The 12,812-nt window shown below is 71.5% G+C and carries 13 protein-coding genes; 8 read left to right on the forward strand and 5 right to left on the reverse strand.

Going from position 1 to position 12,812, the window contains the following annotated elements:
- Positions 1-63: 63 nt before the first annotated feature.
- From CLV40_RS13670 to CLV40_RS13685, 4 genes are all read right to left on the reverse strand, one after another.
- Entirely contained in the window at positions 64-2,271 is a 2,208-nt protein-coding gene (locus tag CLV40_RS13670) for a hypothetical protein (protein WP_104479250.1), read from the reverse strand.
- Between the two features lie 71 nt (positions 2,272-2,342).
- A complete protein-coding gene (locus CLV40_RS13675; protein ID WP_104479251.1) occupies positions 2,343-3,101 on the reverse strand; it encodes an amino acid ABC transporter ATP-binding protein in 759 nt (252 codons plus the stop codon).
- Entirely contained in the window at positions 3,098-3,931 is an 834-nt protein-coding gene (locus CLV40_RS13680) for an amino acid ABC transporter permease (protein ID WP_181043507.1), read from the reverse strand. The genes CLV40_RS13675 and CLV40_RS13680 overlap by 4 nt, the downstream gene beginning before the upstream one ends.
- A gap of 82 nt (positions 3,932-4,013) precedes the next feature.
- Positions 4,014-4,826 (reverse strand): basic amino acid ABC transporter substrate-binding protein, encoded by an 813-nt coding sequence (locus tag CLV40_RS13685; protein ID WP_342752265.1) that lies wholly within the window; start codon positions 4,824-4,826, stop codon positions 4,014-4,016.
- Positions 4,827-5,069: 243 nt separating this feature from the next.
- On the opposite strand from CLV40_RS13685, the gene CLV40_RS13690 reads away from it, so the two are divergent.
- The 8 genes from CLV40_RS13690 (at position 5,070) to CLV40_RS13725 (ending at position 11,148) form a co-directional block, all read left to right on the forward strand.
- Positions 5,070-6,185 (forward strand): ADP-ribosylglycohydrolase family protein, encoded by a 1,116-nt coding sequence (locus CLV40_RS13690; protein ID WP_104479253.1) that lies wholly within the window; start codon positions 5,070-5,072, stop codon positions 6,183-6,185.
- Between the two features lie 85 nt (positions 6,186-6,270).
- Positions 6,271-6,813, forward strand: a complete 543-nt coding sequence (locus tag CLV40_RS13695) for a YbaB/EbfC family nucleoid-associated protein (protein WP_219823976.1) — start codon at positions 6,271-6,273, stop codon at positions 6,811-6,813.
- Between the two features lie 10 nt (positions 6,814-6,823).
- On the forward strand, positions 6,824-7,132 hold the full coding sequence (locus CLV40_RS13700) for a type VII secretion target (RefSeq protein WP_104479254.1): 309 nt from the start codon (positions 6,824-6,826) through the stop codon (positions 7,130-7,132).
- Complete coding sequence (locus tag CLV40_RS13705; RefSeq protein ID WP_104479255.1) at positions 7,129-9,024, forward strand: hypothetical protein; 1,896 nt, start codon at positions 7,129-7,131, stop codon at positions 9,022-9,024. Before CLV40_RS13700 ends, CLV40_RS13705 begins: the two co-directional genes overlap by 4 nt.
- Complete coding sequence (locus tag CLV40_RS13710) at positions 9,021-9,467, forward strand: hypothetical protein (RefSeq protein ID WP_146108027.1); 447 nt, start codon at positions 9,021-9,023, stop codon at positions 9,465-9,467. The genes CLV40_RS13705 and CLV40_RS13710 overlap by 4 nt, the downstream gene beginning before the upstream one ends.
- The gene (locus tag CLV40_RS13715; RefSeq protein WP_104479257.1) at positions 9,464-10,084 is read left to right on the forward strand and encodes a hypothetical protein; all 621 of its coding nucleotides are present in this window, start codon (positions 9,464-9,466) and stop codon (positions 10,082-10,084) included. The genes CLV40_RS13710 and CLV40_RS13715 overlap by 4 nt, the downstream gene beginning before the upstream one ends.
- Entirely contained in the window at positions 10,081-10,500 is a 420-nt protein-coding gene (locus tag CLV40_RS13720; protein ID WP_104479258.1) for a hypothetical protein, read from the forward strand. The genes CLV40_RS13715 and CLV40_RS13720 overlap by 4 nt, the downstream gene beginning before the upstream one ends.
- A gap of 9 nt (positions 10,501-10,509) precedes the next feature.
- Positions 10,510-11,148 (forward strand): endonuclease V, encoded by a 639-nt coding sequence (locus CLV40_RS13725; protein WP_104479447.1) that lies wholly within the window; start codon positions 10,510-10,512, stop codon positions 11,146-11,148.
- Here CLV40_RS13725 and CLV40_RS13730 read toward each other — a convergent pair.
- Complete coding sequence (locus CLV40_RS13730) at positions 11,139-12,551, reverse strand: M20/M25/M40 family metallo-hydrolase (protein WP_374065133.1); 1,413 nt, start codon at positions 12,549-12,551, stop codon at positions 11,139-11,141. The two genes, CLV40_RS13725 and CLV40_RS13730, sit on opposite strands and share 10 nt — an antisense overlap.
- Positions 12,552-12,812: the final 261 nt, after the last annotated feature.

Raw genomic sequence — 12,812 nt, forward strand, 5'->3', positions numbered from 1 at the left:
GACCGCCAAGTCGGGAACGATGCCGGGTGGGGATGAGGGGGTGGGTGGTGGGCGGAAATGAACTCAGGAGGACCTCCGCAGCATTCGGGTGACACCGGCGGCGACCGTCGTGGCGAGGATCCAGCCCAGGGCGATCAGCGCCGCCGATATCCACTGCGACGGCCCGACGACGGTCCACTTGTTCTTGTGCCCGAAGTCCACGATGGGCACCAGTAGGTCCAATGTGTACAGAACCGGGTTCCACACCAGGTGGTCGTCCGCGTTGGCCTCGTGCGGCCGGGGGATCAGCGCGAACCACAGCGTGCCCACGATCAGGAACCCGGACAGCCACGCCAGCGCGCGGGTCGGCCGGTAGCCGTAGCCGACCATCCAGCGCTGCAACCAGCTCCACAGCCGGATACCCGGCGCGGCGAAGCCCGAACCGTCGGCCAGCGCGTTGTAGCGCCTGCGCTGCTTCTCCACCAGCACCGTCGCCGCGTGCTCCTCGTTGCCCGCGGCGCGCAGCATGTGCGCCATCTGCTCGTACGGGCCCGGCCGGTAGACGTCGCGCATGCCGTGCCGCAGCCACCGCAGCCTGCGTTCGACCTCGGCGTCGTCGTCGAGGGCTATCGGGTCGCGCAGCGCGTCGTAGCGGAAGTCCTCCAGCTCGATGCGGCCGTGCGACTGCCAGAACCGCTCGTTGTCGGTCAGGAACGCGCACCGCAGGTGGCGCAGGTCGACCCGGCCGCGCGGGGGCGCGGCGACGTCGAGGCGCAGCTCCGGGGTCTGCACGCCGAACGCGTTGAGCGCCACGTCGTTGTGGCCGTTGCCCAGCACGGCGCCGTGGAAGTTGGTCTCCCGCAACACCTCCGCGCGGCGCATCCGGATCTCCCCCTGGGCGGAGAACGCGGCGTCGCCGTCGGCGCAGATCAGGTCGCGGCCGATGTGCGCGACCCGCAGGTCCAGCGACGGCTTGGGGGAGGCGTCGCGGGCGTAGCTGCCGGGGGCGACCAGCCTGCTGCCGCGCAGGTCGAGGTTGGCGCCGATCCGGGAGCCGGGCAGCAGGATCGAGCCGAACACCAGCAGCGCGCGCCCGTCGAGGTTGCCGCCGACGGAGAACCGGCGGCCCTCGATGGCGTCGCCGCGCCGGTTGCTCAGCACCGCGCGGTCGAGCAGCACGCTGCCCTGCACCTTCACGTCGACCAGCCGGAGCTGACCGGCGATGCGCGCGTCGCGGGCGTCGATGCCGCCGCGGACCTCGGTGCCGTCGAGGTGCACCGCGCGGTCGGCGTACGGCCCGGGCGGCCGGTGCGCCGACCCGACCTGCTCGACGAACGGCTCCGCGCCGCCGGAGAGGTCGACGCGCGCGTGGGAGAGCCGCAGCGAACCGCCGATGTGCGCGTTGACCACGCGGATCGTGCCGGTGCTGGAGAAGTCGCGGTCGAGGTTGACGTTGCCGTCCACCCGGCACCGGTCGGCGACCAGGGTGGCGTTCGGGTCGAAGAACGGGTCGTCCGGCGGGACGGTGCGGGAGTGCTCGGTGCGCGGGGTGAGCCGGGCGCCGCGCAGGGAGAAGTCGCTGTCCACGCGGACGCTGGGCAGGAACAGCGTGCCGTCGCAGCGGAAGGGTTCGCGGCTGTCCGGGTCGACGACCAGGTGCAGGTTGCCGCCGACCTGCATGCCGTTGCCGTTGAGCCCGAGGCCGCGCGGGTTGTGCAGCCGGGCGCCCGCGAAGTTGACGTTGCCGCCGCTGCGCAGGCCCGGGATGCGGATCTCGCCGTCGGCGCGCAGGTTGCGGCCGAGCAGCGCGCCGACCAGTTGCAGCCGGTCGCCGTGGAGCGCGGGGCCGGTCCGGGGCCGCAGCACGGCGCCGGAGAGCACGAGCGTGCCGTGGATCTCGCCGTCGGTCAGGTCGACCGTGCCCGCGACGACGGTCCCGTCGGTGATCTGCACGTCGTTGTCGCTGCGCAGGTTGCGGCCCTGGATGCCGGGTAACCAGCAGTCCCGGAACTCCACGCCCGCCAGCCGCGCCTGCCGCAGGTCCGGCTCGTGCTCGAACCGGCAGCGGACGAACTCCAGCAGGAACGGGAACTCCGCGGCCCGCAGGTCGAGCCTGCCCTCCACGAACCGCCCGGTGACGCTGACGACCGGCGCCGCCGTCGGCTTGCGCCTGCGCAGCACGCCGACGGCGTCCGGTTCCACCGCCCGCCGCACCACCTCGGCGGCGGGCAGCCGAGCCCAGTCCGGTGGCTCCGGGTCGTGCGGGTCGAACCCACCGTCGCGCCCCGCCATGCGCCCCCTCCCTCCACCCCGGGAGTTCAACGCACAGCGGTGACACCGCGTTCCCGAAGGCCTACCCCGGGCTACTCCACCCGGTGGATGGGATCGAGCACCCGAGCGAGGAAGGTCCTGGTGCGCTCGTGCTCCGGCGCGCCGATGACCTGCTCGGCGGGGCCTTCCTCGACCACCACGCCGCCGTCCATGAACAGCACCCGGTCGGCGACCTCGCGGGCGAAGTGCATCTCGTGGGTCACCACGAGCATGGTCATGCCCTCGTCGGCGAGGTCGCGCATGACCTCCAGGACGTCACCGACCAACTCGGGGTCCAGCGCCGAGGTGGGCTCGTCGAAGAGCATCACCTCGGGGCCCATCGACAGCGCGCGGGCGATGGCCACGCGCTGCTGCTGGCCGCCGGAGAGCTGCGCGGGCATGGCGTTGGCCTTCTCCAGCAGCCCGACCTTCTCCAGGTTCGCCAGCGCGACCCGGTTCGCCTCCGCGCGGTCGCGGCCCAGCACCTTGCGCTGCGCCACGGTGAGGTTGTTGAGCACGGTGAGGTGGGCGAAGAGGTTGAACGACTGGAAGACCATGCCGATCTTGCGCCGGGCGGCGTCGATGTCGGAGTCCTCGTGCGTCAGGTCGACGCCGCCGACCACCACGGACCCCTCGTCCGGTTCCTCCAGCAGGTTGACGCAGCGCAGCAGCGTCGACTTGCCCGACCCGGACGGTCCGATGACGCACACGACCTCGCCGGTGGCCACCGACAGGTCGATGCCGCACAGCACCTTCAGGTCGCCGAAGCACTTGGCCAGGCCGGTGACCCGGACCGCGGGTTCGTCGCTCACTTGGTCGCCTCCTCGGGCTGCGCGACCTCGGTCGCCTCCGCCGAACGGATCTTGGTGCCGCCGGTGCGCCGCTCCAGGTACCGCGACAGGTACGACAGCGGGATGGTGATGATCAGGTAGCAGATGCCCGCGACCAGCACCGGCGTCAGGCTCCTGGACTGGTTCAGCTCGGTGCGGCCGAACTGGGTCAGCTCGTACTGCACCTGGCTGGAACCCAGGAACAGCACCAGCGACGAGTCCTTGGTGAGCAGGATCAGCTCGTTGGTCAGCGGCGGCAGGATGATCTTGAACGCCTGCGGGATGACGATCCACACCATCGCCTTGGACTGCGACATGCCCAGCGAGCGGGCGGCCTCGACCTGCCCCTTGGGCACCGCCTGGATGCCCGCGCGGATCGTCTCGGCCATGTACGCCGACCCGACGATGCCGAGCGCGATCATGATCGAGACGTAGCGGTCCAGGATGGTGCCGGGGAAGGCGAGCGGGATGCCGCTGCCGATGGCCAGGATGACCAGCAGCGCGGGCAGGCCGCGGAAGAACTCGACGTAGGCACCGGCGATCCACCGGTACGCCCGCACCGACGACAGCCGCATGAGGGCGACGACCAGGCCGAGCACCAGGCCGAAGCCGAAGCCGAGCCCGGTGTAGATCAGGGTGTTGACCAGCGCGACGGTGATGACCTCGGGGAACATCCCGCCCGCGACGTCGAGGTCGAAGAACGCGTTGGCGACCCGCCCCCAGTCGGCGGCCACCGCGACGACCACGACGACCACGACCAGGACGGCGTACTGGACCGCGCGCACGATGCGGGCGCGCTTGCGCTTGGACATGGCCACGGCGCTGCTCCTCGGGAGAAGTGGTGGGCCGCCGCGCCCGACGGCGGCGGCGACCCGCTAGCGGTGACCCGGTGACCTACTTGTCCCCGGGCTTTTTGCCGAACCACTTCTGGTAGATCTTGTCGTACTCGCCGCTGGACTTCGCCTCGGCGATCGTCTCGTTGATCACCTTGAGCAGCGCGGCGTTGCCCTTCTTCACGCCGATCCCGTACTTCTCGCCGGTGTCGAACTGGTTGACGACCTCGAAGTCGGGGTGGTCCTTCACCCAGTCGAACACCACGCCGTTGTCGTTGATGGCGGCGTCGACGACACCGGTCTCGACCGCGTTGAGCTCCAGGCCGAGGTCCTCGAAGTTGACCAGTTCCACGCCGGGCGCGTTCTTCTGCGCGTACTCCTGGCCCGTGGTGCCGTTCTGGTAGCCCAGCTTCTTGCCCTTGAGCTGCTCGAACTGGCCCGGCGTGCCCTTCTTGGCCACGATCGCCTGGGTGGCCTCGAAGTACGGGTCGGAGAAGTCGAAGTTCTGCTTGCGGGCGTCGGTGATGGTCATCCCCGCAGCGGCCAGGTCGCACTTGCCGGAGCTGAGGTCGACGCCGGACTGGATCCCCTCGAACGGGGTGTCCACAATCTCCTGGGTCGCGTTGAGCTTCTTGGCGACCAGGTCCATCAGGTCGACGTCGAAGCCGATGACCTTGCCGTTCTCCTCGTACTGGAACGGCTTGTACGGCAGGCCGGTGCAGGTGGTGACCTTGCCCGCAGTGATCAGCTGGACCTGGGCGCCGGAGTCGCCACCGGACGCCGGGGTGGTGCTGGAACCGCATCCTGCGGTGACTACGGCGAGTGCAAGTGTCGGAAGCAGAATTGCTACCCGAGAGGGGGATAGACGGAACACTATGTCACTCCTCGTAGCGATTGTGTCGAACCGAGTGTTGGCATCCTGCCATCGGGTGTCCCCGATCGCGATAGATGCGTCGGTCAGTTTCGGGTATCGGTTTGAATGCGGCGCGACGGGTGCGCGCCGCATTCCGCCATTTCCCCGAGTCGGGCCGGGAGGTCTGATCAATCCTCGCGTTAACGGTGGTTATCCTGTTCCGCTCGGCACCGCCACCCCCACCAGCGACTACCCTTCGCGGACGTGGATGGTGATCTGCCGTACGAACGCGTCGTGCCCGCCGACCGGTGGCTCGGCTCCCTGCTCGCCGGTGCCGTCGGGGACGCCCTCGGCGCGCCCGTCGAGTTCCTGTCGACCGCCGAGATCCGGGCCCGGGTCGGCGCCGAGGGGGTGACCGACTACCTGGAGGCCTACGGCGGCCTGGGTCGCGTCACCGACGACACCCAGATGACCCTGTTCACCCTCGAGGCCATGATCCGCGCGCACGTCGGCAAGCGGATGATGTTCTTCGACCAGCAGCCCGCGTCCGTGCTCCAGCACGCCTACCAGCGCTGGTACCACACCCAGGGCACGCCGTGGCACCGCGCGGGCGGCTCCTACGCGATGGAGGCCGAGCCCGACGGCTGGCTGGTCCGCGAGCGCGAGCTGCACCACCGCCGCGCGCCGGGCGCGACCGTACTCACCGCGCTCAAGGGCTTCGCCGACGGCGGCGAGCGCGGCAGCGTCTCCCACCGGCTCAACGACTCCAAGGGCTGCGGCGCGGTCATGCGGGCCGCGCCGTGCGCGCTGTGGTCGGTGGACCCGGTCGACGCGTTCGTGGTCGCCGTGCAGTCCGGCGCCCTCACCCACGGACACCCCAGCGGCTACCTCACCGCAGGCGCCCTGGCCTTCGTGGTCCACCGCCTGCTCGACGGCGTCGACCTGCCCGCCGCGCTCGCCGAGGTCCGCACCGAGCTGCTGACCTGGGAGGACTCGGCCGAGACGGTCGCCGCGCTGGACCAGGCCGTGGCCTTGGCCGAGCGCGGGCGACCGACCCCGGAGCAGCTCGAGCGGCTGGGCGGCGGCTGGGTCGGCGAGGAGGCGCTGGCCATCGGGGTCTGCGCCGCGCTGGTCGCCACCGACCTCCCGGACGGCCTGCGGCTCGCGGTCAACCACTCCGGCGACAGCGACTCGACCGGCGCCATCTGCGGGAACCTGCTCGGCGCGGTGCACGGCCTCGGCGCGATCCCGCAGCCGTGGCTGGACGGGCTGGAGCTGCGCGACGTCATGCTGCGGCTGGGCCGGGACGCGCTGGTCGAGTTCAGCCCGACGAACCCGCTCGACGACCCGACCTGGCGCGAGCGCTACCCGGCCTGGTGAACCGTCTTGCCGGGAACCGACTGACAACCCACGCTCCGTCGTGGACACTGACCCGCGCAGCCGGACCGAGCAGTGGGAGCGCGTGGTGAGCCAGCCGTCATTCGGTGGGGACGGATTCCAGACCGAGCAGGAGCTGCGCCGCTGGTCGGCGGACGTGGCCGCCAAGGCGCAGCGCTACCAGGAGATGCAGGCCGAGGTCGCGCGGGTCGCGGTCACCGAGTCCTCCCGCGACGACGTCGTCCGGGTGACCGTGGACGCCACGGGCGCGGTCACCGACCTGGTGATCAGCGACCGGTCCCGGGAGCTGCCGGGCGCCGAGCTGGCCGGCCTGGTGCTCACCACCATGCGCCGCGCGCAGTCGCGGATCACCGACGAGGTCGCCGACGTCATGACGCGGACGGTCGGCGACGACCCGCAGACGGTGGCCGCGGTGGTCGGGTCCTACCGGGAGAGGTTCCCGGAACCGGAGCCCGAGCCGGAGCGTCCAACCGCGAGCACCGTGGAGGAGATGTCGCTCGGGCACGTCGAGGACAGCGACTCCCCGGCGCGACCCGAACGGCCACGACCGCCGCGCAGGTCCGACCCGGACGAGGACGACGACTGGGGCGGACCGTCCATCTTCAGCTGAAGGAGTCCGGGTGCCCGACGGATACGGCGTCCTCACCGAGGAGCTCGGCGCGCACGCCGGTCGCCTCGACCGCCTCAACGACCGCCTGGAGCAGGCGCTCGAGGCGGCCAACCAGGTCCACCTCGGCGACCAGGCCTACGGGGTGATCTGCCAGTTCTTCGTGCCGATCGTGCACGCGGTGAGCCAGCCGGGCGTCGACTCGATCAGCGAGGCCGCGCAAACGCTTGAGGCCACGGCGGGCGGCGTCCGGGCCACCTCCGGCGGCTACGACAACACCGAGCGCGCCAACACCCAGCCCTTCGCGGGCGGTGCCCGGTGAGCAACCCCCTCGTCGCCGAACGGCAGGACTCGACCCAGTCCTACACCGGCATCGGCCTGGTCGAGTCGGCCGCCGACATCTACAACGGCGTGCAGGACGGCTCCTGGGTCGAAGGCGGGCTCGGGGTGCTCGGCGGTGGCCTCGAAGTGCTGTCGCTGACCCTGGACCCGATCGGCACGCTCGGGCAGTACGCGATCTCGTGGGTGATCGAGCACGTCAAGCCGCTGCGGGACGCGCTGAACTGGCTGGCGGGCGACGCCGACCAGATCGCCGCCTACGCGCAGACGTGGAAGAACGTGTCGCAGGCCGTGGGCGGGGTCGCGGGGGAGTTCGCCACCGAGGTGGCGAACGGCACCTCGGCGTGGACCGGGCCCGCGGCCGACGCGTACCGGGCGAACACGGCCGAGCAGAAGGAGCACATCACCGCGGCGGCGACCGGGGCCGGGACGATCGGCACCGTCGTCGAGGTGGTCGGGGTGCTCGTCGGCGTGGTCCGGGGGATCGTGCGCGACCTGGTCGCGGAGTGCATCTCGACGCTGCTCATCCGGCTGCCGCAGTGGCTGGCCGAGGCCGGGCTGACGCTGGGGCTGGCCACGCCGCACATCGTGGCGTCGGTGGGCGCGCTGGTGTCGAAGTGGGTCGGCCGGATCACCGACGTGATCACCAAGCTGACCCGGTCCGTGGAGAAGCTGCGGCCGATCATGGCGCGGCTGGGCCAGATCTGGGAGATGATCAAGTCCGGGCTGCGCAAGCTGCGCACCGCCTCTCGCGGCGCCGACGCGCCGAACGCGCCGAGCCCGGTGCGGTCCGCGCCCGACCCGGTCACCCCTGCCAACGCCCCCGCTTCGCCGCATCTGTCCACACCAGACACTCCGGCGACGCCGTCGGCGAGCACTACGCCGTCCGGCGCGGCGGACCCGTCGCTGACGCCGAGTTCCACCCCGGACACCCCGTCCTCGGCGACGACACCGAGCGGGGCCGCGAGTCCCACGACCACGCCCAGCGGCGCGTCGACCCCGGTCACGCCGTCCGCGGCCACGCCTCCCGTGTCTTCAGCGACCCCGCCCGCCTCCTCCGCGACCCCGCCGGTCACGGCTCCGCCCGCGTCGTCCGCGACGCCGCACGGCGGCAGTTCGACGCCGACGCCGCACGCGCACGGCCCCTCCGGTCCACATTGGATGGACGAGGTGCGCGGGAAGTTCACCGACCAGGAGTGGGCGGACTTCAAGGGCGCCATGGACAAGCTCGGCGCCGACCCGACCCCCGGCGACGTGCCCGGCGCGGGTCAGCTGACCCCGCACGAGCGCGACCTGATGGCGCGGGCGATGAAGGAGGTCACGGTCGTCGACGGGACGCTGATGCAGAAGGTGATCCCGGACGCCACGGTCGCCAAGTACCTCGACGGCAGCTACACCGACGTCGGCGGGTTCGTCGCCCGCAACCAGGACGCGGGCGTGCTCAACACCCCGGCCGACCTGATCAACGGCAACCGGCTCGACTACACGGGCACGCCCTACGACGTCAACCAGCCGAACATCCACACGCTGGAGTTCCCGGCGTCGGACGCGAGCCTCTACCAGACGCCGGTGGGCGCGCCGTCCGTGCCGGGCGACATCCCGGCGACCGACCCGCGGGTGCTGGGGGCGCGGGACGACATGCTCCAGTCCGTGCGGGACGCGGGGGTGGACCCGAACCGGTACACGTCGTCGGTCAACGACTGGCCGTACACGGGCGCGGGCGTCACCGCGCACCCGACCATGGGCGTGCCGGAGTTCAAGATGACCGACCGCCTCCCGATCCCGGACGGCGCCACGATCAACCGCTACGACGCGGCGGGGAACAAGGTCGTAGTGGCGACGTATGACAGTGTTCTGGGGTGGGTGACTCCGTGAGCTACCAGGGACCGCGCGCCGGTCAGTTCGCCGTCGTGCGCGGCGTGACGCACCCGTGCACGTACTCGCCCAACGACGACCGCGTGATCCTCAAGACCCGGCAGGCCGACAACCCGGACGCGTCCCTGTTCACCTGGCACACGAGCTTCGGCGGCTGGGTGGCGCAGCTGACTTCGCAGGACTGCGACCGGGTGTACGCGGCGCGGACGTACGGGCGCTGGCAGGGACACAGGGTCGCGGTTGACGCCGTAGTGGGCGGGATCGCCTCCGTGACCTACGCCGACAGCAACGGCAGTTGGGCGGGGCAAAACGGCTTCACCCAGGTGGACAAGTACGAGTACCAGGGCGAGGTCCCGGTGGGGGAACTGGCGGACGTCCACGAGGAACAGCGTGACCTGACGTTCAACCGGTGGCGCGACCGCACGTTCGGGGAAGCGCGGTGAGCGGGTCCGTCAGCCTGTCCGCACACGAGCGCGCGCTCACGGCACGGGTACACGCGGTCGTCACCTTGGAACCGAACACGGTGATGGTCAAGGTCCTCACCCCCGGGTCGGTTGAGCGTTACCTGCGGGGAGAAGTCTCGGCTGGCGTAGTTGGCGCCCGGCCGCCATTCGACTACCGCCTCGTCGGCGGCACCGTCGCGCGGTTGCAGGACTGCGCGAACCTCCGCACCCCGCGCGACTTCCACCAGGCCTTCCGGTTGGACTACGCGGGCAGCCCGTTCCACCCGGACGCCCTCGTGCACACCATGGAATTCCCGGCCCAACACCCGGACCGGTACTTCGTCCCCTACGGCGCCCCCGACGACGCCCGCCAACCCGGCTACGCCATGACCGCCGCCGCGCTGGCCGCCGGGGTCGACCCGAACACCGTCCGCACGGAGTTCGCGCCTTGGCCGTACACCGGCACCGGCCTCACCGCGGGCGGCCCACTCGCCCTGCCGGAGTGGTGGCGCCAACCGGGCCTGATCCCCCTGGGCGCCCGGATCGTCGCCCACACCCCCCAGGGCCCCACCCCCATCGCCCACTGGCGCGGCTACTGGCAGAAGGACCCCCGGTGACCCACCAACGCCCCCGAACCGGCCTCTACGCCCTCCTCGACGGCCGCGAGTACGCAGCCGGTCAGCCGGAGAACGGGCAGGTCGCGCTGCACAGCGCGGTCGACCCCCAGGACACCCGGTTCAAGGCCGGTTCCTCGGGCTGGCGGGCGGTGGTCCCGGTCGACGCCTGCGAGCGGCTGGACGAGGTCACCACGCGCGCGAACCACTTGGGGCACGAATGCCTCGTAGTGGGGATCACGCCGGAGGGGTCGGTTGGCCTGTACTACGTCGGCCCGGACAAGACCCGGGCGACGGCGGACGGGTTCGTGCAGATCGATCCGGGTACGTGGGCCAAGAACGTCCCCATCCACGAGATCACCCGTTTCCGGGAGCACCACGTGGACCTGCTGTTCCCGGAATGGGCCAAGACCCACTGACCCGTGAACATGGCTGAGTGGCCGCGGACCGAGGCCGCGGCGGTTCTGGAGCAGGAGCGGTTGCGGGGGCTGGTTGATCCGAACCCGCCACCCGGGTTTGTGCCTCGGACGGCCGCCGGGCTTGATGTGCACTACGGGGACCAACTGAAGGCCGCCGTCTGCACCATCGACCTCGACACCCTCTCTCTCGTGGAGCAATCCACCGCCGAGGGGCCGGAGTCCTTCCCTTACATCCCCGGCCTCTTCGCCTTCCGCGAGCTTCCCTTGCTCCTAGAGGCCCTCGACAAGCTCACCCAGCCCCCGGACGTCCTGGTCTGCGACGGTCAAGGACTCGCCCACCCGCGTCGGTTCGGGCTCGCCTGTCACGCCGGGGTGCTCACCGGCATCCCGTCCCTGGGCGTCGGCAAGAACGCCCTCGGCGACTTCGACCCGCCCGGCCCCAAGCGCGGGGACTGGACGCCGCTGGTCGACCGGGGTGAGGTCGTCGGTCGAGCGCTGCGGACCCAGGACGGGGTCAAGCCTGTCTTCGTATCGATCGGCCACCGCGTGGACCTGGACACCGCCACCGAGTTGGTCTTGCGGCTCGCGCCCCGGTTCCGGCTGCCCGAGACCACGCGGTTGGCCGATCGGCTGTCGCGTCAGGCCTGAGCGTGGGCGTCGAGCAGGTGGGCGACGGCCACGGTGACGCGTTCCGCTTGTTTCACGTGAAGCCATTCGTCCGGGACGTGGGCGTTGCTGTCCGCGCCGAGGGCTCCGGTGATCACGAACTGCGCGTCCGGGTAGCGCTCGGCCAGCAGGCCCATGAACGGGATCGAGCCGCCGAGGCCGACCGTGCTCCAGGGGTTGCCGAAGATCTCCGCCGACAGCTCGTCCAGCGCCGACCGCAGCCAGGGGGCCAGGTCGGGGGCGTTCCAGCCGTCGGCGTGCTCGACGCGGGTGATCTCGACCGTGGCGTCGTAGGGGACGTCGGTGGTCAGGGCGTGGCGGACCGCGGCCAGGGCGGCGGCGGAGTCGGCCGTCGGGGGGAGGCGGAAGCTCAGGGTCAGGGTGGTGAAGGGGCGCAGGACGTTGCCCGCGTCGACCGGCGGCGGGAAGCCGTCCGCGCCGATCACCGACAGCGTCGGGCGCCAGCTGGTGTTCAGCACCAGCTCGACCTCGTCATCCACGATCGGGCGGGTCGAGCCGTGCATCGGGAACGCCGACCGGTACGTGCCCGGGGCCGCCTCGACCGCGACCGCGGCCTCGGCGGCGCGGTTGGCCGGGATCTCGACGTTGCACTCCTTGACCAGGATCTCGCCCGTCGCCGAGTCCTCGACGCGGTCGAGCAGGTGGCGCAGCACCCGGAACGAGCTGGGCGCGACGCCGCTGGCCAGGCCGGAGTGCTGACCGGAGCGCAGCACGCGGACCGTCAGGTCGACCGACGCGAGCCCGCGCAGCGAGGTGGTCAACCAGAGGCGCTCGTAGTCGTTGCCGCCGGAGTCGAGGCAGACCACCAGCGACACGCGACCCAGCTGGTCGGACAGGTGCTCCAGGTACGCGGGCAGGTCCGGGCTGCCGGACTCCTCGCCGGTCTCCAGCAGCACGACGCAGCGGCTGTGCGCGCCGCCCGCCGCGCGGACGGCCTCGATCGCGGCCGTGGCGGCGTAACCGGCGTAGCCGTCGTCCGCAGAGCCGCGGCCGTAGAGCTTGCCGTCGCGCAGGACCGGCTGCCACGGGCCGAGGCCCTCGCCCCAGCCGCCGACCGGCGGCTGCTTGTCGAGGTGCCCGTAGAGCAGCACGGTCCCCTTGTCCGCGCCGGTGGCCGGGACGTCCACCAGCAGCACCGGCGACCGGTCGGGCAACCGGACGACCTCCACGCGGGCGCCTTCGACACCACGACCCTCGATCCAGCCGCGCAGGTGCTCGATCGCGGCGTCGAGGTGGCCGTTGGCCGCCCAGTTCGCGTCGAAGTGCGGGGAGAGGGCCGGGATGGCGATGAAATCCGACAGGCTGGGCAGGATCTCTGCCTCCCACAACTGCCGGGCGGTCTGTGCAGCGACGGTCTTGTCCACGCCGTCGATCCTCCCACCCGCGAGTGGTCACCACCTACCGCGCTCAGCGGATCCTCAGGTGCCGCACGGCAACCTGGCGGCGGTGCGCGACCGGGTCAGTTCCCGCCCCCGGTCGCGCACCACCCGAAGGTGTGACACAGGTCACTGGCGAACCACGGTCGGGGTGAGCCGGTGTCCACAAGGGCCGGCTGAGCTGCCCCGACTGCGCCCTGCTCTGATCACCGAACGTCGGTTGTCCAAGCGTTTTCCCTGCTCAAGCAC

The sequence above is a fragment of the Actinokineospora auranticolor genome (assembly GCF_002934265.1).
In the GTDB taxonomy this organism is placed as follows: domain Bacteria; phylum Actinomycetota; class Actinomycetes; order Mycobacteriales; family Pseudonocardiaceae; genus Actinokineospora; species Actinokineospora auranticolor.

Excerpts from the sequence above, each read along its gene's own strand:
- CLV40_RS13680 (WP_181043507.1), bottom strand. The coding sequence starts at position 3,931 with ATGTCCAAGCGCAAGCGCGCCCGCATCGTGCGCGCGGTCCAGTACGCC.
- CLV40_RS13670 (WP_104479250.1), bottom strand. The coding sequence starts at position 2,271 with ATGGCGGGGCGCGACGGTGGGTTCGACCCGCACGACCCGGAGCCACCG.
- CLV40_RS13725 (WP_104479447.1), top strand. The coding sequence starts at position 10,510 with ATGGCTGAGTGGCCGCGGACCGAGGCCGCGGCGGTTCTGGAGCAGGAG.